The organism is Cardiobacterium sp. Marseille-Q4385 (genome assembly GCF_916618745.1).
Classification (GTDB): domain Bacteria; phylum Pseudomonadota; class Gammaproteobacteria; order Cardiobacteriales; family Cardiobacteriaceae; genus Cardiobacterium.
Genome location: NZ_OU745373.1, coordinates 314,519 through 334,997, shown reverse-complemented (window position 1 = coordinate 334,997; position 20,479 = coordinate 314,519). Strand labels below are relative to the sequence as shown.

14 protein-coding genes and 2 pseudogenes are annotated in these 20,479 nt (G+C 57.0%); 5 read left to right on the top strand and 11 right to left on the bottom strand.

Going from position 1 to position 20,479, the window contains the following annotated elements:
• Positions 1–42: 42 nt before the first annotated feature.
• The 6 genes from LG374_RS01630 to LG374_RS01605 all read right to left on the bottom strand — a co-directional run bounded on the left by LG374_RS01630 (position 43) and on the right by LG374_RS01605 (position 8,514).
• Positions 43–1,818, bottom strand: coding sequence for a hypothetical protein (locus LG374_RS01630; protein ID WP_225756074.1), 1,776 nt, complete (start codon positions 1,816–1,818; stop codon positions 43–45).
• A 290-nt stretch (positions 1,819–2,108) separates the two neighbouring features.
• Complete coding sequence (locus LG374_RS01625) at positions 2,109–3,476, bottom strand: sigma-54 dependent transcriptional regulator (RefSeq protein ID WP_225756073.1); 1,368 nt, start codon at positions 3,474–3,476, stop codon at positions 2,109–2,111.
• Entirely contained in the window at positions 3,473–5,692 is a 2,220-nt protein-coding gene (locus LG374_RS01620) for an ATP-binding protein (RefSeq protein ID WP_225756072.1), read from the bottom strand. Before LG374_RS01620 ends, LG374_RS01625 begins: the two co-directional genes overlap by 4 nt.
• Entirely contained in the window at positions 5,682–6,137 is a 456-nt protein-coding gene (locus LG374_RS01615) for a hypothetical protein (RefSeq protein WP_225756071.1), read from the bottom strand. The genes LG374_RS01620 and LG374_RS01615 overlap by 11 nt, the downstream gene beginning before the upstream one ends.
• A 47-nt stretch (positions 6,138–6,184) precedes the next feature.
• Positions 6,185–7,660 (bottom strand): DASS family sodium-coupled anion symporter, encoded by a 1,476-nt coding sequence (locus LG374_RS01610; RefSeq protein WP_225756070.1) that lies wholly within the window; start codon positions 7,658–7,660, stop codon positions 6,185–6,187.
• A gap of 218 nt (positions 7,661–7,878) precedes the next feature.
• Positions 7,879–8,514, bottom strand: coding sequence for a hypothetical protein (locus tag LG374_RS01605; protein WP_225756069.1), 636 nt, complete (start codon positions 8,512–8,514; stop codon positions 7,879–7,881).
• Positions 8,515–8,866: 352 nt separating this feature from the next.
• On the opposite strand from LG374_RS01605, the gene LG374_RS01600 reads away from it, so the two are divergent.
• The gene (locus LG374_RS01600; RefSeq protein ID WP_225756068.1) at positions 8,867–9,811 is read left to right on the top strand and encodes a hypothetical protein; all 945 of its coding nucleotides are present in this window, start codon (positions 8,867–8,869) and stop codon (positions 9,809–9,811) included.
• Positions 9,812–10,214: 403 nt separating this feature from the next.
• Here LG374_RS01600 and uxaC read toward each other — a convergent pair whose 3' ends face one another.
• The 5 genes from uxaC to LG374_RS01575 form a co-directional block, all read right to left on the bottom strand.
• A complete protein-coding gene (gene uxaC / locus LG374_RS01595) occupies positions 10,215–11,615 on the bottom strand; it encodes a glucuronate isomerase (protein WP_225756067.1) in 1,401 nt (466 codons plus the stop codon).
• Positions 11,616–11,737: 122 nt separating this feature from the next.
• Positions 11,738–12,190, bottom strand: coding sequence for a hypothetical protein (locus tag LG374_RS01590; protein WP_225756066.1), 453 nt, complete (start codon positions 12,188–12,190; stop codon positions 11,738–11,740).
• Positions 12,191–12,455: 265 nt separating this feature from the next.
• Positions 12,456–14,813, bottom strand: a complete 2,358-nt coding sequence (locus LG374_RS01585; protein WP_225756065.1) for a TIM-barrel domain-containing protein — start codon at positions 14,811–14,813, stop codon at positions 12,456–12,458.
• A 3-nt stretch (positions 14,814–14,816) separates the two neighbouring features.
• Positions 14,817–16,130: a TRAP transporter large permease gene (locus LG374_RS01580; RefSeq protein ID WP_370639302.1), complete on the bottom strand. Its 1,314-nt coding sequence runs from the start codon at positions 16,128–16,130 to the stop codon at positions 14,817–14,819.
• Complete coding sequence (locus LG374_RS01575; RefSeq protein ID WP_225756063.1) at positions 16,127–16,699, bottom strand: TRAP transporter small permease; 573 nt, start codon at positions 16,697–16,699, stop codon at positions 16,127–16,129. The genes LG374_RS01580 and LG374_RS01575 overlap by 4 nt, the downstream gene beginning before the upstream one ends.
• Before the next feature lie 133 nt (positions 16,700–16,832).
• Here LG374_RS01575 and LG374_RS01570 point away from each other — a divergent pair, with 133 nt between their 5' ends.
• The 4 genes and pseudogenes from LG374_RS01570 to LG374_RS01555 all read left to right on the top strand — a co-directional run.
• The gene (locus LG374_RS01570; RefSeq protein WP_225756062.1) at positions 16,833–17,816 is read left to right on the top strand and encodes a TRAP transporter substrate-binding protein; all 984 of its coding nucleotides are present in this window, start codon (positions 16,833–16,835) and stop codon (positions 17,814–17,816) included.
• A 401-nt stretch (positions 17,817–18,217) separates the two neighbouring features.
• Complete coding sequence (locus tag LG374_RS01565; protein ID WP_225756061.1) at positions 18,218–19,165, top strand: hypothetical protein; 948 nt, start codon at positions 18,218–18,220, stop codon at positions 19,163–19,165.
• Positions 19,166–19,252: 87 nt separating this feature from the next.
• Positions 19,253–20,026: pseudogene (locus tag LG374_RS01560) on the top strand (virulence RhuM family protein); the annotation flags it as partial.
• Between the two features lie 104 nt (positions 20,027–20,130).
• Positions 20,131–20,360: pseudogene (locus tag LG374_RS01555) on the top strand (hypothetical protein); the annotation flags it as partial.
• Positions 20,361–20,479: the final 119 nt, after the last annotated feature.

Sequence of the window (20,479 nt, the reverse complement as noted above, 5' to 3'; positions counted from 1 at the left end):
AAGCGCCATTGTACATCCCGCTTACGGGCGGCCCCGGCGAGATTACGCCTGTGTCTTGTCGTCGTCGGCGTACACCGTCTGCCAGAAGGCACGCGAGGTCATCGCTGGGAAGCGTGTGCGGTATTCCTGCCGCAGTTGCCGGTAGCGCGGTGCGTTGCGCAGCAGCATGCCCAGCAGGCGGAAAAGCAGGGTAAAGAAACGTTTGCGGTCGTAATGCGCCAGATAGCCGACATGTCCGCTTTCGTATTCATAATAGACCCGCTTGAAGCGGAAGATTTCGCGGAAGGAAGCACGGAAGCCTTTGCGCTGCCAGACGGTATCGTCTTTAAGCAGGAAGGATGGCAGGAGCAGACCGTTCAGGGTGAGGAGGCGGCACAGCTTGCGCCAGCGGCTTTCGTGCATGCCGACGAATTGGGCGCCGATATCTTCATGCCGTACCGGGGTCATTTTTTCCTGTGCAGCGAGGGGCGCTATTTTTTCGCGCACTCTGGCGGCGCTCATATCTTGCAAGAAGGTATCCGGCCCTTGGCACACGTCATCCAGGGCGAGCAGGAGCGCTTCGGTGGAGGCGTAGTTATGGGAGAGGGCACTCGCCGCAAACCAACGCAGGCAGGTAAGCGATAGGTGCGGCCAGGAGACATCGCCCAAGAGCATTGAGCAGACCAGGGTACTGCGCAGGCCGAGATAGCGGGTGAGCGGATTTTCCTTGATGGCGAAGTCATCGCCCCAGCAGGCGATGCCGCTGAGGGTGAGGATGTTGAAGCGGTTACTGATGCCGAAGAGGATGTCGTCGCCGCGCACGAAAAAGGGATAGGGATACACCTCGACATCGCGGATGCTGAAAGCGAAAAACCACCAGGCGCCGAAATTGGCGGCCATCTCGCCAATTTCCGAGGCAATGATATTTGCTTTCTCGCGAATATCCAGACCACGATGCAGGCCATGATTGAGGGTATGGCGATAGACAGCGCCTTTTTCATGCAGGATGGACGGATGATTTTCCTGCAATAAAGCGCCCGCAATGGCGAAACGGGATTCTTGTACGTATTGCAGCAAAACATAGCTGCGCAGGATGGATTCGATTTCGCAGGAAGCGTCATCGTCCATAAAAAGGCAATGGGTAAAATCCCCGGCATCTTGCAAATACAGCAGACCGCGCGTGAATCCGCCACTACCGCCGAGATTTTTATTGGGAATGACATGCGCCAGTCCCGCCTCTTCCGCCGAAATATTTTGCGAGTTATCGACGACTATCAGGGCGATTTTCTCTGCCCATTGCGGATTGCCGAGAATATGGCGGCTAATTCTTGCAATAGCGGGCAGGATATAGTTTTTGCGGTTGAAGTGGGTGATGACCATGCCCAGCTTGACCGGATTCCTCGGCGCGGTATCCGTCCAATAGGCACCGCCATAAAAAAGGGCGTCTTCTTCCAAGGCGGTGATAGCGAGATAGAGCATACCGTCCTGCCAGGCGAGGGCGCTATCCAGCGGGAAAGAAATGCCGGTTTCGGTCAGTGTGACTTGCTGCGTCAGGATAATCCGCTGTGCGTAATCACAGTGCCGCTCTAGAATGAATTGGATTTGGAAAGTGCCTTTACCGCGCAAGGTGGCATGCAGGCTGTCGATTTTGGCCCGGCCAGACCAGGCATCGAGCATGAAACCGTTAAAGTAAGTATCAAAGGTATATTGGCCGTATTTTTTGCATTGCAGACAGCTTTCATTGCGCAGGAATACGCCAGCATCGTTGCCACGGAAATACATGTCTGCGGGTGCAAGCGGGTTATAGTCTGGAAAGATGAAATTTTGCAGGATATTCATGGAAGTATTCGCTGAGATTGTGAGTTTTTTTGCGGCGTTTGCTGCTCGTAAGGCGGCTTTTTTTATGCCGTTCTTTTCCTGTTGTCGTGATAGTGGCTTTCTCATGTCATTCATTACGCTATTGCCGCTTACGCAAGACAGGTTTCTTGCGGCATGAATTTTTATCGACATTGTTAATCACGGCAGGCAACACAGACATACGCCAAACAGGACGCGCGCATTATATCGGCCGGGATATGGCGCCGGATGTCCGGATGGCAAGAAAAAGCTACCTGTGCCGGCGGCTGTTGTTATTTGGGTTTATGGGTTGGGTCGATGCCGAGGCTGCGCAATTTGCGGTAGAGGTTAGTGCGGTCCATGCCGACTTTGCCCGCGAGTTTGGCGATGTTGCCGTCGCATTGGCGGAAGTATTCGAGCAGGTATTGTCGCTCGAAGACTTCGCGCGCATCACGCAGGGTCATGTCTTTCGGGATGATTTGCGACCACAGGCTGTCCGGATTGCTATGTTCGCTCGGGATAAGCGCCGCTTTGGCTTCTTCGGCGCCGATTTCCGGTTCGTCGCTGTGCACGAGCAGGCGTTGCACCAGGTTTTTCAGTTCGCGGATGTTGCCTGCCGCCCAGTTGTGCTGGCGCAGCAGGTTTTGTGCAGCGAGGCTGAAGTGGCGGTAGGGCAGTTGTTCGGTGTCGGCGTATTGCTGGCTGTAGTAGTCGAGCAGTTCGGGCACGTCTTCGCTGTGCGCCTCGAGCGGGCTGATGGCGATGGTGACGATGGTGATGTGGTCGTAGAGGGCGGGGCTCAGGCGTTCTTTGAGGATGTTCAGCGGCAGGCGGGTGGCGGCGATGACGCGGGCTCGGCTTTGTCGCGCCCCGCTGTTGTCGCCGGGATAGTATTCGTGGTGTTCGAGCAGGTGTTGCAGGGTGGTTTGGATGTCTTCGCGTAGGTTGCCGATTTCGTCGAGGTAGAGGGTGCCGTCGCCAGCCTGGGCGATGAGGCCGGGGCGTTTGTGGTCACCGAGGAGGATGGTGGGGATGTCGTTACTGTCGATGGCAGCGAGGTTGGTGTTGATGAAGGGGGCGTCGCGGCGCACGCTGTTCTGGTGGATGTGGCGGGCGAGGTGCTGTTTGCCGGTGCCGGCATTGCCGTGGATGAGGATGGGCATGTTCTGTTCGGCCAGCTGCGCGGCGCGTTGGCGCAGGGCCTGGGTTTGTGCGCTTTTGCCGATGATTTCGGCAGGCGGGTTGATTTTGGCTTTGAGTGCGGCGTTTTGGGTTTGCAGGCTATGGGCTTGCAGGGCGCGCTGTACGGTGAGCAGCAGTTTGGCGCTGGATAGCGGTTTTTCCAGGAAGTCGTAGGCGCCGAGTTTGGTCGCTTCAACAGCGGTTTCGATGGTGCCGTGCCCGCTCATGATGACGACGGGGCATTGCAGGCTGCCGCTTTGTTGCCATTCGCGCAGCAGGCTGATGCCGTCGGTATCGGGCATCCAGATGTCGAGGAGGATGAGTTGCGGTTTGTGTTGCAGGTTTTGTGTGCGCGCTTCAGCGGCATTGGCGGCGGTGTAGGTGGTGTAACCCTCGTCGCCGAGGATGTCGGAGAGGGTGTCAAGGATGCCGGTTTCGTCGTCGATGATGAGGATGTCGGCATTGGTCGTGTTGGTCATACGGGGGTACTCGCGGGTTGGGTGGCGGGCAGAATGAGGGTTATTTTAGCACCGCCCAGTTCGCGGCTATGGCCGGCGCTAATGGTGCCGTCGTGTTCGTGCACGATTTTTTTGACGATGGCGAGGCCGAGGCCAGTGCCCTTGGGTTTGTTGGTGACGTAGGGTTCAAACGGGTCTTTGGTGAGGTCGGCAAAGCCGGGGCCGTTGTCTTCGATGTCGAGGATGATGTTGCCACCCTCTTCGTGACTGCGCCAGCGGATGCGCGGGTTGGCTTCGTTCTGTGTCGCTTCGATGGCGTTTTTCATGAGGTTGATGAGGATTTGCCGGATATGGACGGGATCAGCGTGCACCGGGCGCTGCGGTTCGGCAAGGTCGAGTTCGGGATGGTGTTCGCGGTAGAGTTCAGCGATTTGCCGGAGCAGCGGGTTGAGTTGCAGGTTTTGTCGGCGGGTTTCCAGCGGTTTCGCGATTTGGCTGAAGTCGGCGACGATTTGCTGCATGGCTTCGACCTGGTCGATGATGGTGCCGGTTGCTTTGCTGAGGATTTGTTTGTCCGCCTCGTCGCTGAGTTTGTCGGCGAGGCGGCGTTGCAGGCGTTCGCTTTGCAGGCGGATGGGGGTAAGCGGGTTTTTGATTTCGTGGGCGAGGCGTTTTGCGACTTCTTCCCAAGCGGCGTTTCTCTGTGCATGCAGGAATTCGGTGATGTCGTCAATGACGATGACGTGGCCGTGCCGCCCGCGCTTGCCGCTATCCGGCAGGCGACTGCCGTGGCACATGAGGATTTTGCGCGCACTGTGGCGGTTCAGGGTGATTTCCTGCTGCCAGTTTTCCTGGCTGGTGGTGATGACGGGCAAGAGTGCCTGCATGAGTTCCTGGTAGCTGTTTTCGCTGGGTTTGTCGGTTTCGGGCAGCGGGGTTTTGTGCAGGTTGACGAGGGGGAGATCGAGGATTTTGCCGGCATTTCGGTTCCAGCTTTGCAGGCGGCCGCCGCCGTCGAGAGTGAGCACGCCGCCGGTGATGTTGTCCATGATGGTTTCCAGCCGCGCTTTTTGTTCGACGAGCAGGCGCTGCACGCGGTCGTTGGTCTCGCGGGCGTCTTCGAGGCTCTGGCTCATGTGGTTGAACTGGCGGCCGAGGTTGCCGAGTTCGTTTTGCGGCAGGTCGGTGATGCGCGCATGGTAGTCACCGCCGGCGATGTTTTCGGCAGCGCGGCTCAGGGCGCGCAGCGGGTGGCCGAGGCGTTCGCTGAAATGCGCCGCCAGCCAGATGATGATGAGGGTGGTGAGCAGGATAGTGGTGGCGAAGACGAGGATGATGTTGGCGCGGATGCGTGGTTGCAGGGCGTTGTAGCTCTGGTGCTGGCGGTATTGTTCGCGTACGCCTTCCGCCTGGGTGTTGAAGGCTTCGGGCATGCTGTACACCGCTTGCAGGTAGAAGGTGTTTTCGGGTTTTCTGATGATGGTGAGGACGGTGATGGTGTATTCGCCGTTGTTGTCGCCGTATTCGAAGTGTTCCTGTTCGTCGGTGGCATTCAGCATCGCAGCGGTGCTTGGTGCTTCAACGATGAGTTTGCCGGTGTCGGCGCTGCTGAAGGCAACGATGGTGCCTTGCAGGTCGAAGACGGCGAGTTCGAGCGCGCCGGTCTGCCGCCGCAGCGGCTCGATGTTGGCGATTAGCGTCGCCTGGTTCATGTCGCCCATCGCCTGGCGCAGGATGCGGGTTTGTTCGAGGGTTTGCCCGGTGCGGATGGCGATGGCGGTGCGGGACAGTTGCAGGGCGTTGTCGAGGGCGTTGTTGATACGGGTATTGAAGACTTTGCCGAGGTCGTAGGTGAGGTATTGCCAGCTGAATGCGGCGATGATGGCGGCAGGGATGATGGCGGTGGTGAAGATGCGCCAGCCGTAGTAAAAACCGAGGCTGCTCTTTTTTTTGCGGCGGTGGTCGCGCGCGCTGCGGATGATTTGCCACAGGGTGATGAGGATGAGGATGACGAGACCGGCGATGGTGATGTTGATGAGGGCAAGCTGGCTGCGTTGCAGCGGCTGGCCACTCATCGCCGCCTGACCGAAGCTGTGGATGCTGTTCAGCGTCAGCAGGACGAGGATGGCGCAGATGAGGATGATGCCGGTGCGGCGTGCTTTGCGCTGGCGGCTGATCTGGTCGGATGCCAGGGGAATGGTGGGGGCGGAGTAGGGCAGGGGCAGGTTAGTCGTCATCTTGGATTTCGGGCAGGATAAGGCGCGCCAGCACCAGCATGATCACGGCACCAATGGCGGCATGGTGGAGGATGGAGAGGCTGGCGAGAGAAAAGGAGTCGTCGTGCAGGTAAATGTCGGGCAGGGTGTCGAAATAGCGTTTGAGCAGGTAGAGCTGCACGAGGATTTCCAGGGCGAGGCAGACCGCCGTGGTATAGAAAACTTCGCGGCTGTTGTAGGCAGCGCGGCGCCAGATGGCCCAGGCGACGGCACCGAGGGCGGAAAAGAGGAAGGCGGGATGGAACAGGTATTGTTGGAAAATCAGGGCAGGGTTTTCCATGACCAGCATCACGGCTTGGGGTGAAAAGAGGATGTCCGCCAGCGTGCGGGTGATGAGATAGGCGGGCAGCAGGCGGACAAAGACGTGTAGCGAAGGGTAGTAGTAGCGGTTACAGATAAGTGCCATAGAGAGCCTTTGGGCCGGGCATTCCGCCCGGCCGGTGAGGGTTGGAATCAGTAATAGCCAAGCGCCTTCCACCACAGCATGCCGACGGCAATCCACACGGTGAAGTTGACGATGCTGGTGATGAATCCCGCCTTCCACCATTCGCCGAGGGTGGCGTAGTTGGAGCTGAAGATGACGGGCGCGGTGCCGGTGGCGTAGTGGGTGAGGCTCATCATGATATTGCCTGCTGCCGCGAGAACGAGACCAAAGAGGAGCGGCGGTGCGCCGAGCGTGATTCCCGCGCCGTAAAAGGCCAGCAGCATGGCGGAGATGTGCGCGGTGGTGCTGGCGAAGGCGTAGTGCGCGTAGAGGTAGATGAGGGCGAGCAGGATCATCGAGATGAACCAGGGCAGGGCGAGAGCTTCAATACCGCCTTCAATTTGTCCCGCGAAGTAGGTGACGACGCCGAGCTTGTTCAGCCAGTCGGCCATCATGACCAGCGCGCCGAACCAGATGAGCGTATCCCAGGCGCTTTTTTCCGCCGTGACATCGCCCCAACTCAGCACACCGCTGATGAGCAGGACGCTGAGGCCGAGGAAGGCGGTCGTGGTCGGATTGAGTTTCAGGGCGGTGATGTGGGTGAGATGGAAGGGAATATCCGCCCAGAAGAACAGCAGCAGGGCAAAGACGCCGAGCATCCACCATTCATCACGCTTGATTTTGCCGAGGGCGGCGAGTTTTTTGTGGGCGAAAACAGCGGCATCGGGGGTTTCCCTGATTTCCGGCGGGTAAATGAAATAAAGCACCAGCGGCATCAGCAGGATACAGACCATGCCTGGAATGAACATGGCGACCGCCCAGGTCGTCCAGCTCATATGAAAATCGCTGCCGACCATCTTGTTGATGGCGTCCACCACCAGCGGGTTAGGGGCGGTGGCGGTGATGAACATGCCGGAAGTGATGGGGTTGGCGTTGTAATTGACCAGGGCGAGATAGCGGCCGATCTTGCCTTGCGTACCCTTGGCCGGATCAGAATCGAAGGCGCCGGCGATGGATTTCATGATGGGGTGGATGATGCCGCCGCCGCGCGCGGTGTTCGAAGGCGTAATCGGCGCCAGGACGGTCTCGGACAATGCCAGCGCGTAGGCGATGCCGATGGTGCGTTTGCCGAACAGGGCGATGAAGTAATAGCCGATGCGTTCGCCGAGGCCGGTCTTGATAACGCCACGGGCGACCATGATGGAAATGACGATGAGCCAGATGAGCGGGTTGGAAAAAGAAGACAGGGCATCTTTAATCGCCTGGCCGCCGGGATTCTTTACGTCGGCACCGACGGTCACGCCGGTGATGGCGACCAGCGCCACAGCAATGACAGAAACCGCGCCAAGCGGCAAAGCCTTGCCGATGATGGCAGCGATAGTGCCGGCGAAGAGGGCGAGCAAATGCCAGCCGTTTTCACTGACTCCTGCCGGCACGGGCAGGACAAACCAGATGAAGAGCGTGATGGCGAGCGCGATCAGGGTTGGAATGGGCTTGATGGCCATAGAGGTTCTCCCGGTTGAGGTTTCCGGGCAATCATATAGCGGGGGCTGCGCGAACGCCATACAGCCGTCATCATGGGTATCCACCTATCGGGATAAATAAAAAAATCCCTAAGAATCAAGGAGAAAAAACTCCCCCGCTTGCGGGGGAGAGTAGGGTGATGTCCGATCGCAGAATGCATCGCATCAGCGGGGACGGTTAGCCACACCACCCCGCTGCCCTACGGCGTCAGGCAGGCCAGACTTTCCGCGATGCTGGTTGTCCCCGGTGACTGGATGGTCAGGCGGACGCGGTAACTCTCGCCGGCCTGCACCCGTGTCGCTTCTTCCAGCCATTTGCCGTCGCCGAGATACTTGGTGGAGCCGTCGCTCATGCGCGCGGCAAACGTTTTCGGTAGGGTATCGCCGACGAACACCTCCGGTAACTCCATAAGGTCGTCGTCCTTGCTGACGCGGAAATACAGATACGCATTGCCATCGACCACTTCCTGCGAACCATCCCGGGCGGCGATGGTGAAGTGGTCGCTTTCCTGCGGGCTGAAACGCTCGCAAACGATGGGGTCTTGCAGATTCTTGGGGGCAGCGGCCTGCCGCGCTTGCGGCGTCATGCGCGCGGCGAGCAATGCCCGGTCTTCGGCGGAGATCGTTTCAACCGGCGGCGCGGGTTTGCCTTGGGCATCCTCGCACGACTGCCGCGCCCCGGCATCCAGGATGCGGCTGCAATCCACCTCATCTGCGCCGACCAGGCGCGGTGTGCCGTCTTCCGGCAGCGCGTCCATGCCGACGAGCCGCCCCGTTTGTGCCTGAGCCATAACCGCCACCAGCAGACACAGCGTGGCGGGAAAAAATCGATTCACTGCTATCTCCAAACCTAATAATGTTGACATGCGCCATGCCGCCTTATAGCGGCCTCGCGCTACCTTTCACCATGCAAACCCTGTGCCGAAAACGCGTTGGCACCGCTCGTTGCGATATATAGGAGAAAAACAGCATGGCAGGGTCTTGGAGAGGGCTGATACGGCGGATTGATGCTGGCTGCGGGCGGTGTTACAGTCCGCTCACCGTCAACACATCTCCACAAGGAGGCAACATGCGCCGGCAACGACAGCGGCGGTCATCCCGGATGAACCGGCAGCAAGGTACCATCACGCACAGCGATGCTGTGGGCAATGGTGCTTTTTTGTGTCCGTGCCATGAAGGAGGGGCACGATGATCACCATCTACGACATCATGCAGCTCATCTATTGGAGCTACTGGGGTGGGATGCTGGTGCTGCTTGCCATCATCATCTTTGCCATCTGCAAACTTATCCCCGCAGGCGGTTACCGATTTATCGCCATCTTCTGTGCCTGCATCGTAACTCCGACATTTTTCATCCTGCCGCTCTTTGAAGAAGATGAAGAAGCCAAGGAAGTACAAACCGCCTACGAAACACGCTACGCAAAAGCGCGCGCCATCTTTGACGAACGCTGTAAAACTGCCGGCGAGAAGATCTACCACACGGCGGAAAACGTTGAAGGCATTACATTGCTGAATTTGATTCCGGAATCATCTTATCTTGACTTCTTCGATCCCATGTGGGAAAGAGCAGCTTTAGCATGGGAATCATCCGAAAAGGATTATATGGAAGAATATTTAATGTGGGAAGTGAAGGAAAAAGGCTCAGACAAACGGGGAAGACTATTCATCTATGATACGCGCCCAGGCAGGCACACAGCGGAAAAGCGCTATTGGGGACATGCCTTTGATCTTGCCCCAGATGAAGAAATCTTTTCCGGCTATCGCTATGTGGATGTAAAACAGCCCTATGGCCGTTATCGCAGATACTGGTATCCGGACGATGCCGTGCGTGAAGACCCAAGGGTAATATTGAGAAGTCCCGTAAAAGGAAAACCATCGCGTTATGCGGTGGAATATGTCCCCATTATTGACCCCAAGGATAGGGAAGAATGGATTGCGGGCGCGACCATCAATATTTACGACATGGAAACCGATACGCTTATGGCAAGCAAGACATGGTATGCCTTTGAAACAGGATTCGGTCATGAGGGACATCGCCTACCTTGGCTGGAAGCAATAAATTGTCCTGAAAGAAAGGGTCATGATATACGTTTTTTTGTTGACCAAGTTATCAAACCCAAACAAGGAGATTAGGAAATATCAGCAGTAAAAAGAGCAAAGGCAGAAATGGATGATCACTAATGTACGATAAAAAGGAATATAAAAAGCCGGAGGTCATCCGGCTTTTTATTTCTCTATGCCAGCGTGGGAATTGTATGGCGATAGTTATCCATGATTGGCCTATCGTCAGAAATATCGTTAAACATCTAAAAAATTGTTTGCAGAGTGGGCAAGATACTTAATGGCTTTTGCTTATACGGAGACAAACGAATGCCGCATGGCGACACGCCGCCCCAGTATTTACGCCGCTGACGGGCCCAGTATTTACGCCGCTTGGCGGGCCCAGTGTTTATCCCGCTTGGCGCGTGTTGGCTTCTGTTGAAGAAACGCCGCCTCGATGCGGGCGGCGTTTGTGGCAGGTAGGGGCGTTACCGGTCTAGGGCTCGAAGTAGCGCTTGGCGTTGCCGTAGCAGATGTCTGCCACCATTTGTCCGAGCAGCGGCAGGTCGCGCGGTGCTTCGCCCGCTTCCACCCAGCCGCCGATGAGGTTGCACAGGATGCGGCGGAAGTATTCGTGGCGGGTGTAGGAGAGGAAACTGCGGCTGTCGGTCAGCATGCCGACGAAGGTTGAGAGGATGCCCATTTGCGCGTGGGTGGTGAGTTGCGCTTCCATGCCGTCTTTTTGGTCGTTGAACCACCAGCCGGAGCCGAACTGTACTTTGCCACGCACGCCTTCGTCCGCGTAGTTGCCGCACATGGTGGCGAGCAGGGCGTTGTCGCGCGGGTTGATGGTGTAGAGGATGGTTTTCGGCAGTTGTCCGGTTTTGTCGAGGGCATCGAGCAGGGCGGCGAGGTTGTCCGCGATGGGGCGGTCGCCGATGGAATCGTAGCCGCTATCCGGGCCGAGGCGGGCGTACATGCGGCTGTTGTTGTTGCGGATGGGGCCGATGTGCAGTTGCATGACCCAGCCGCGCCGTGCGTATTCGCGGCCTAGATGGATGAGCAGGGCGGTCTGGAATTGTGCGGTTTCTTGTTCGCTGGGGGTTTTGCCGCCGAGACGGTTGGCGAGGATGGTGTCGAGGTTTTTTTCGTCCGGCACGGCGGCGTAGCGCAGGATTTCCAGGCCGTGGTCGGAGGCGAGGCAGCCGTGAGCCGCGAAGTGTTCCAGGCGTTTGTCGAGGGCGGCGGTGAGGTCGTGGTAGCGGCGGATGGTGATGCCGCTTGCCGCTTCGAGGCGCTCGATGTAGGCGGGGTAGTCGGCGTGTTCGATTTTGATGGCTTTGTCCGGACGCCAGCTGGGGCGGATTTTGACGGTAAAGGTTTTGTCGGCGGCGATGGCGGCGTGGTGTTCGAGGCTGTCGCAGGGGTCGTCGGTGGTGCCGACCATTTTGACGTTCATTTGTTCGAGGATGCCGCGCGCGCGGAAGGCGGGTTCTTTGAGGCGGGCGTTCGCTTCTTGCCAGACGGCTTCGGCGCTTGCGCCGTTCAGCAGGGTGGTGATGCCGAAGGGGCGTTTGAGTTCGAGGTGTGTCCAGTGATAGAGCGGGTTGCCGATGAAGTGCGGCACGGCTTCGGCGTAGGTTTGGAATTTTTCGCGCGGGCTGGCGTCGCCGGTGATGAGGCGTTCGGGGATGCCGAGGGTGCGCAGGCCGCGCCATTTGTAGTGGTCGCCTTCGAGCCAGATGGCGGCGAGATCGGCGAACTGGCGGTTCGCGGCGATGTCAGCAGGCGGCAGGTGGCAGTGGTAGTCGTAGATGGGCTGGTCTTTGGCGTAGTCGTGGTAGAGGGTGCGCGCGGTGTCGTTGTGGAGGAGGAAGTCGTCGGTCAGGAAGGTCATGGTTGGCTCCAAAATAAAAAATACCAATCCAAAAAAATAGTTTGGACGAGCCTCTGAATACTAGCTGTATTGCTTTCTTGTATATCGTCTTACTTTGATTTCCTGAGATTGGTATATATGGGTTACATAAGATCTGGATAGTTTTTTAGTATATCCATTCTCTTTTTATAAAAAGACTGATATTTTTCGTGTATTTTTTTTACAGAGTCAATAATTTTATATGCTGTTTTTTCAGCTTGTTCATAATCATCATGACCAGATTCATATCCTGTATAAACACTACTAAAAGTAGAATTGTTTGTTGGATAAGTATAGTAATTAATTAGGTAATTAAATTCCTCAATATATTTTAAAAGCTCTTTCCTTAAAGATTCTAACTCTAAATTATCAAAACTGAATGAAATATCATGGTTATTTATATATATTATTTCTAAAAACTTATTCAAGATATTTCTATCGAATGGTGTCATGAAGTCTAAGTCTTTAATAAAGATAATACTTTCATGTATAGTATCTACTATTCGGTTAAAATTAATTGCATCATTTTTAGTGTATAAAGGGTTTAAGGTTTCCATAAATGTCTCCTAACAAGATATATAGACAAGAAAATTTTGATAACTCACACGCTATTTTTATATTCAATTTTTGCCTGCAATAAAGTTTCATTGGTCGTCAAAGTAGAATTTGCTGTCGCTTTATCAAACGATGTAATTGCAAAATTTATTGCTATCGTAATTTATCCATTCAACTCTTACTCTTTTCCCCAAATTCATCTTCTACTATAGGATGTTTTGCACGAACAAAAAATATTCAATAAAAATAATAGATGTGAGCAATATATTATACCTGCTGCACGTCCAGGTTGCCGCTGATGATGAGGCGGCGTTTTTCGCCGGGCGGCAGGGTAACGCGGATGTTGTCGCGGTAGGCGGGTTCGTAGTCGCCGCTTTCGTTGAGGCGCAGGTAGAGGTTGTGCGCGTCGCCGTGCAGTTTCCAGTCGAGGCGCCAGTAGGGCTCGCCTTCGCGCGCGGTGCCGTTGTCGTCGTAGAGGGTGCCGCTGTTTGTGCTGGTGCCGGGGTCGGGGTAGAGGCGCAGGGTGCGCTCGGTGTCGTCGTCCGGGCTGTCGGCATGCAGCAGGCTGCCTTCGGCGATGAGGCTGCCGGCGCGGATGTAGAGCGGCAGGTGTTCGAGCGGGGCGGCAACATGCAGGGTCTGGCCGCCGCTGTGGTACTGCCCGCTGTAATAGTCGTACCAGCCGCTGTGGTTATTCGGCAGGTACACGTCGCGTTCGCGCACACCTTCTGCGGTGACGGGGCAGACGAGGATGTCGCGGCCAATCATGTGGTCGTCGGTATCGGCGTAGGTGCGCGGGTCGTGTTCGTGGTCAAGGAAGGTCGGGCGGAGGTAGGGTTCACTGTTTTCGCGGGTCTGCCAGAGCAGGGTGTAGAGGTGCGGGATGAGGCGGTAACGTTGTTCGATGGCCTGGCGCACGGCGTTGGTAACGCTGGGGTGCATCCACGGTTCGTTGGCGCTGCCGTCGTCGTTCCAGCTGTGGATGGTGAAGCGCGGCAGGAGCAGGGCGCTTTGTATCCAGCGCAGGAAGAGCTCGGGCTCGGGTTTGTCGCCGGCGAAGCCGCCGATGTCGTGTCCGATGTGGTACATGCCGGAGAGGCTCATGCCGACGCCCATGCGGATGTTCCATTTGAGGGTATGCCAGCTGGTGCGGTTGTCGCCGCTCCAGGTCTGGACGTAGCGCTGCATCCCCGGGCAACCGCTGCGCGAGATGAGGTAGGGGCGCTCGTAGCTGGCGGCGGTTTGTGCTTCATGGGAGTTGCGCATCATCAGGAGCGGCATGAGCGGGCGGATGTGGTGGATGGGGATTTCCCGCCCGAAGCCGTGGCAGCGGGCGTTGTCGTCCCAGATTTCGTATTCGTTGTTGTCGTTCCAGGTGGAGTCGATGCCGTAATCGATGAGTTGTTCGCGGATATTTTTTTGCCACCACGCGCCGGTGGCGGGGTTGGTGAAGTCGAGGTGTGAGCCGGTGTCGTCCCAGAACATGGATTCTTCCGGCGCGTCGCTGTCGCTGGCGCGGATAAAGAGGCCTTGTTGCGCGGCTTCTTGGTAGCGCGGGTGGTCGTGTAGCAGGCAGGGTTTGATGTTGGCGGCGAGGCGCACGCCCGCGTCGTGGTAGGCGGCGAAGCAGGCTTTGGGGTCGGGGAATTTGTCGCGGTTCCAGTTGAAGACGTAGCGTTTGCCGTCGATGCTGGTGTAGCCAGAGGAGAGCTGGAAGCTGTCGCAGGGGATGGCGTGGGCGCGGATGTCGCGGATGAAGTGTTGCAGGCGGTCTTGCGCATCCGGGGCGTCGGTGTAGCTCATGGTGGAGCCGGAGTAGCCGAGGCTCCATTTGGGCGGGAAGGCGTGGCGGCCGGTGAGTGCCACGAAGCGGCGGGTGTTGTTGAGGATGCTCGTGCTGTGGATGAGGTAGTAGTCGAGGTCGCCGTCTTCGGCGCGGTAGCTGCGGTAGCGCGGGTGGTAGTTGTCCAGCTCGTTGCCCATGTCGAAGGTGCTGGTGTTGAGGTTGTCGTAGTAGAGGCCGTAGTGCGCGCCTTCGCTGTTCACGACCTGGTAGTAGGGCCAGTGTTTGTAGAGCGGGTCGGTGGTTTCGGCGTTGTAGCCCATCGCGTCGAGGCTTTTCATTTGGTAGCGCTTGCCGTAGCGGTCCACGGTGCCGGCTTTTTCGCCGAGGCCGTAGTAGCGGTCGCCTGTGTTCAGTTTCATGTAGTGGGCGATGCCGGGGCGCGAGTGGCCGAGTTGGTAGGCACCGGTCGGGCGATCGCTGGCGATGGTGCGCCAGTCGTCGCCGTGTTTTTCTTGCCATTCAAGCCACAGCGGGCGGTGGACGATTAGGCGCAGGGTGCTGCCGGTGAGGGTGAGGCGGTCGTCATCCTGGCAGATGGTGACCGGCGGGCAGGTGAAGCCCGCGCGGCTCGCCCGCTCGCGCCCTTCCATCGGGCAGGGCGCGGTGTCGGGTGAGATGAGCCAGGTGCGGTCGAGGCGGCTAGCGCCGTCCTGCATGAGCCAGACGCGCCAGAGGTAGTCTTCGAGGACGATGATGTGCAGCAGGTGGCGTTCGTCGCAGAGAAGTGTCACACCGTCCGGGTTTTCGCGGTGCAATTGCCAGTGTTTGAGGGTTTTCACGGTTTAGCCTCCGTAGCCGAGCAGCAGTTGCGGCAGGATCAGGGAGATCTGCGGGATGAAGGTCACGAGCAGCAGGGTGATGATGAGCGCGATGTACATCGGCAGCATGAAGGGGATGACTTGCGCGAGGCGCACTTTGCCCACGGAGCAACCGACGAAAAGGCAACTGCCGACCGGCGGGGTGACGATGCCCATGCAGAGGTTGAAGGTCATCATTACGCCGAAGTGTACGGGGTCCATGCCGAGTGATTGTGCGATCGGCAGGAAGATCGGGGTGAAGATGAGGATGGCCGGGGTCATGTCCATGAAGAAGCCGACGATGAGCAATATCAGGTTGATGGTCAGCAGGATGACGATTTTGTTCTCGGACATGGCGAGGATGGCTTCTTCGATGATGAAGGGGATGTCGGCATTGGCCATGGCCCAGCTCATGCCGGAGGAGCAGCCGATAAGCAGCATGACGATGGCGTTGGTCACCATGGAATCAAGAAAGATTTTTGGCAGGTCTTTGAGCTTGACTTCACGATAGACGACGACGGCGAGGAAGAGGGAATAAACCACAGCGATGGCCGCAGCTTCGGTCGCGGTGAAGTAGCCTCCAACAATACCGCCAACGACGATTATCACGAGCGATAGCGGCAGGATGGCCTGGATGAAGGCACCGACGGCGGCGTTAAGCGGCACGCGTTCGTTCACCGGATACTTGCGCCGCCAGGCGATGACACCCGCAACCACCATGATGCCGAGCCCCATCAGGATGCCGGGCAGGTAGCCGGCAAGGAAGAGAACCGCCACCGATGTGCCGTTAGAAATCAACGAATAGACGATGAAGGTGTTGCTGGGTGGAATCAGCAGGCCGGTCGGGCAGGAAGCGATGTTGACCGCTGCCGCGTAACCGGGGTCATAGCCCGCCTTGCGCTGCATCTCGCTCATTGTGCCGCCGACGGCTGCTGCGGCGGCGACCGCCGAGCCGGAAATCGAGCCAAAAAGCATATTGGCGATGACGTTGCAGTGCGCCAGCGCGCCGGGCAGGCGGCCTGCCAGCACCAGCGCCAGATTGATGAGGCGCATGGCAATCCCGCCCCGGTTCATGATGTTGCCCGCGAGGATGAAAAACGGCAGGGCGAGCAGGGCGAAACTATCCAGCGCGGTAATCATCTTCTGCGCGGTAACGAACAGCGCGTTATCAAACGGCATAGTGATCAGAATCGTCGCCACCGTGGCGATACCGATGGAAAACGACACCGGCACACTCAAGAACATCAGCAGGAAAAACAGCCCGAACAGGACCAGAATACTCAACATCTCCGGACTCATGCGGCACCCCCTTCACGGCCTGATAATGTGTTCACGATTTCCACCACGGCAAAAAACACCATCAAGGCGCCTGCAACCGGCACGACCATATAGACATAGCCCATCGGCCATTGCAGTGCGGGCGTGACCTGGTCATTGGCGAACGTCTTGACGGTGAGTTCCCAGCCGCCCTTGATCATCACCAGCGCGGCAAAAGCGATGATGCAGCACTCAATGACCACATTCAGCGCACGTTTCGCTCCGCCTTGCAGCTTCATGGCCAGCAAATCAATCGCCAGATGCTGCTTGTAGGCAGATGCCTGCGCGGCGCCGAGCAGCCCGACCCACATAAACATGAAGCGCGCTAGTTCATCCGTGACCGTGCTGGGCTTGATTAGGCGTAGCAGGTCAGCCAGAAAAACCAGGGGCATCTTGTTCGCCCATACCTGCGTATAGCGTGACATCACCTGCCACACCACACAGACCACCAGCGCAAACGCCAGCACCGTCAACACATAACCATTCGCCAGGCGGACGACGGCGGCGAGCCGCGCCAACGGCGAACGGGGGGGAACAGCAACATCAGACATAAACACCTCGCGGAGAATAGGAAATAGGCGCAGATTAACCATTTTTCTGTGAGTGGTCAACCAATGTATTGACAAAAAAACACAGGAAGACATAACATAAACCACAGGCATTCACACACAACGGAGAAAATCCATGACCTTCACGAAAAAAGCCCTTGCCGCCGCCCTTGCCTTTGGCCTCGCTGCCGGTAGCCAGGCCGCCGTCACCCTCAAACTCTCCCACAACCAGAGCAAAGACATCCCCGTGCACAAAGCCATGGAAAACTTCGCTGACAAAGTGAAGGAATACACCAATGGCGAAATCAAAATCCGCATCTACCCGAACGCCCAGCTCGGCACCCAGCGCGAATCCGTTGAACTCGTGCAATCGGGCGGCCTCGCGCTTGCCAAATCGAACGCTGCCGAACTCGAAGCCTTCGAACCGCTCTATGGCGTCTTCAACCTGCCCTACATCTTCAAAAATGAACAGCACTACTACGACGTGCTCACCAGCGACATCGGTGACGAAGTATTGAACGCCTCCAAAGACAAAGGCTTCATCGGCATCACCTACTACGACGCAGGCAGCCGCTCCTTCTACGCCGGTAAACCGATTAAAACCCCGGACGATTTGAAAGGCATGAAAATCCGCGTCCAGCCCAGCCCGACCGCGGTAAAAATGGTGGAAACACTCGGTGCCAACCCCACCCCGATTGCCTTCGGCGAACTCTACACCGCCCTGCAACAAGGCGTGGTTGATGGCGCAGAAAACAACGAATCCGCACTGGTTGACAACCGTCACGGCGAAGTCAGCAAATACTACAGCTACGACCGCCACACCATGATTCCGGACGTCCTCGTCATGAGCACCAAAGACTGGGACAAACTCACCCCTGAGCAGCAAGCCGCCATCAAAAAAGCCGGTCGCGAATCCATGATGCTGCAAAAAGACCTGTGGAAAGAAAACACCGACAAAGTCATCAAAGAAGCCAAAGACAAACTGGGCGTGACCTTCGTGGAAGACGTGGACACCGCCGCATTTGCCGCCAAAGTCCTGCCGATGCACGAAGAAGCGGCAAAAAGCTCGGAAAAAATGGCTGATCTGATCAAACGCATCAAAGACAAAGCGCCGCAATAACGGCAACGCAAAATAGACACAGCGTGGGCGACCCGTTGCCCACGCGAGTGAAAATAACGGAAAGGCCGCCAAGCGGGATAAACACTGAGGTTGCCGCCAAGCGGGACAAATACTGGGATTGCCGCCAAGCGGGACAAATACTGGGATTGCCGCCAAGCGGGATAAACACTGAGGTTGCCGCCAAGCGGGATAAACACTGGGTTCGTGGCAAATCGCTGCCAACCCCGACCACCGCCAGCAGTGGCGGCCTTTGCCTACGGCACAAGCGACGAAAGCCCCGCTTCGCCCGTGCCGTAGACAAAGGCAGCCGGTACCAACACTCTGCACAGCCAGAGCGCAGCCTGCCGGGCGCGGGAACCCCGCGCCCGGCCCCCATCCTTCCCCCAAAAAAGGAAAACACCATGCAAAAAGCACTCCTTGCCGCCGCTATTGCGGCCATCAGCCTCACCGCACAAGCCAAAGATGACCTGCAATACAGCAAAGAAACCGCTGCCACCCTCAAAGACGGCAGCAAAATTGCCTACTTCCTCGAAGGCAAAAAAGGCGCGGGCGAAAAAAACAACGCCGTTTGCGAAGACGGCCTCTTCTATAACGACCACTACCTCGCTGTCTTCGACGGGGCGACCGACAAATCCGGCAAAACCTACGACGGCAAAAAAGGTGGCCGCGTCAGCCGCGACATCATCCAGGACATCTTCCAGAACCTGCCGCCCAATACCGACAAAGAAGAAATCCTGAAACGCATCAACGACAAATACCAGGAATTCTACACCGCGAACAAAGACATCGACTTCGCCAAAGAACCGGTCAACCGACCGACTGCCACCCTGATCTGGTACAACCTCGACAAAAACGAACTCGTCGCCATTGGGGATTCCAAAGCGCGCATCGACGGCAAAGCCTATAACGACGAAGAAAAACTGGTTGACACCCTAAACAGCGCCCTGCGCGTCAAAGTCATCGACGAACTCAAACTGAGCGACGAACAAATCCGTGAGAACGACCTCGGCCGCTACTACATCCTACCGCTCCTGCAACGCCAGGCCGAATTCCAGAACAACCCCGAAGCGCCCACTGCCTTCCAGTTCTGGGCGATAGACGGCTTCCCCATCCCGCACGACAAACTGCGCGTATGGCAATTCGACAAAGCGCCAGAAGTCATCGAACTCAGCTCGGACGGCTACGAAATCTATCCACCCGAAGCGAGCGTGGACAGCTACGAAAAAACCCTGCGCGAGCAACTCGCGGCTGACCCGATGCGCATCAAACACCCCTCAACCAAAGGCATCAGCAAAGATAACTACAGCTTTGATGACCGCGCCGTTCTGATTTATCAGCGGAAAAAATAAGCCCCGTTTCCCTTACCCATACTGCGCCCGCATTCCCTGCGGGCGCATTCTGCTAATATAAGAGGTCAACCAAAAGAAGACCGCATTATGGCGCATCCCCACAACCCCATCGAAATCTACCAAAGTGCGGACGGACAAAGCCAAGTCGAAGTACGTTTCGATACCGACACCGTCCTGGCTATCGCAGGCGCAGATGGCACAACTGTTTGATACCAGTACGACAACATCAATCTGCACCTGAAAAACATCTATGCCGAGGCAGAACTGGAAGAAAAAACAACTACCGAGGATTACTCGGTAGTTCGTGCCGAAGGCAAACGTCAGGTAACGCGGCAGATCAAATACTACAACCTGGATGCGGTGCTTTCCGTGGGTTACCGCGTGAAATCCAAAAATGCCACCCAGTTCCGCCGCTGGGCGACGGCACGGCTGAAAGATTACCTGCTCAAAGGCTACGCGCTGAATCAACAACGCCTGCAACAAAACGCCGCCGAACTCGAACAGGCGCTGCGGCTCATCCAAAAAACCGCCACTTCCCCCGAACTGACTGTGGAGAGCGGGCGTGGTCTGGTGGACATCGTCAGCCGCTACACCCACACCTTCCTCTGGCTGCAGCAATACGACGCAGGCCTGCTGCAAGAACCGTCGGGTGAAAACGGCGGCATCCTGCCCAATGTGCAAGAGGCGCGCACCGCGCTGCATACCTTCAAACAACAACTCATCGCGCGCGGCGAGGCGACCGAACTCTTCGCCCGCGAGCGGGAAGACGGTTTCGCCGCCCTGCTGGGCAACCTCGAACAAAGCATTTTTAGCGCACCCGCCTATCCCACTAGCGAAAGCAAAGCGGCGCACCTGCTTTATAGTCGTTTCAAATAGAACTGATACGGTGTTGGCTCGCCTCGCCGTACTATCTGTACTGTCTTCGGCTCGCCGCCTTGTCTCAGCCCTATTTGAAACGACTATATTTTTTCGTGAAGAATCCCCCCTTTGTCGATGGCAACAAACGCAGCGGCGCCTTCCTATTCGTGGATTTCCTGCACCGCAACCGCCGTCTGCTGCGCGCTGACGGTGAGCCCGTCATCAACGACATCGGCCTCGCTGCCCTGACCCTGCTTGTCGCCGATAATCTGCCCCGGCACAAAAAGACACGCTTATCCGTCTCATCATGCACATGCTGCAACCACAAGGAACGTAGCCCCAGCATCGCCACAGTTGCCCATGAATGGGCAAGCGAGCGGTGTAGAGGGCAATGAAAAGGAAATACTGCCCTCATCTCAATATGAGGAACAAAGGTACGAATGCACAAAAATCCTC

What these genes read in the sequence shown, in the direction of transcription:
- LG374_RS01630 (WP_225756074.1), bottom strand. Translation starts at nt 1,818, where the DNA reads ATGAATATCCTGCAAAATTTCATCTTTCCAGACTATAACCCGCTTGCA.
- LG374_RS01625 (WP_225756073.1), bottom strand. Translation starts at nt 3,476, where the DNA reads ATGACCAACACGACCAATGCCGACATCCTCATCATCGACGACGAAACC.
- LG374_RS01620 (WP_225756072.1), bottom strand. Translation starts at nt 5,692, where the DNA reads ATGACGACTAACCTGCCCCTGCCCTACTCCGCCCCCACCATTCCCCTG.
- LG374_RS01615 (WP_225756071.1), bottom strand. Translation starts at nt 6,137, where the DNA reads ATGGCACTTATCTGTAACCGCTACTACTACCCTTCGCTACACGTCTTT.
- LG374_RS01610 (WP_225756070.1), bottom strand. Translation starts at nt 7,660, where the DNA reads ATGGCCATCAAGCCCATTCCAACCCTGATCGCGCTCGCCATCACGCTC.
- LG374_RS01600 (WP_225756068.1), top strand. Translation starts at nt 8,867, where the DNA reads ATGATCACCATCTACGACATCATGCAGCTCATCTATTGGAGCTACTGG.
- uxaC (WP_225756067.1), bottom strand. Translation starts at nt 11,615, where the DNA reads ATGACCTTCCTGACCGACGACTTCCTCCTCCACAACGACACCGCGCGC.
- LG374_RS01590 (WP_225756066.1), bottom strand. Translation starts at nt 12,190, where the DNA reads ATGGAAACCTTAAACCCTTTATACACTAAAAATGATGCAATTAATTTT.
- LG374_RS01580 (WP_370639302.1), bottom strand. Translation starts at nt 16,130, where the DNA reads ATGAGTCCGGAGATGTTGAGTATTCTGGTCCTGTTCGGGCTGTTTTTC.
- LG374_RS01575 (WP_225756063.1), bottom strand. Translation starts at nt 16,699, where the DNA reads ATGTCTGATGTTGCTGTTCCCCCCCGTTCGCCGTTGGCGCGGCTCGCC.
- LG374_RS01570 (WP_225756062.1), top strand. Translation starts at nt 16,833, where the DNA reads ATGACCTTCACGAAAAAAGCCCTTGCCGCCGCCCTTGCCTTTGGCCTC.
- LG374_RS01565 (WP_225756061.1), top strand. Translation starts at nt 18,218, where the DNA reads ATGCAAAAAGCACTCCTTGCCGCCGCTATTGCGGCCATCAGCCTCACC.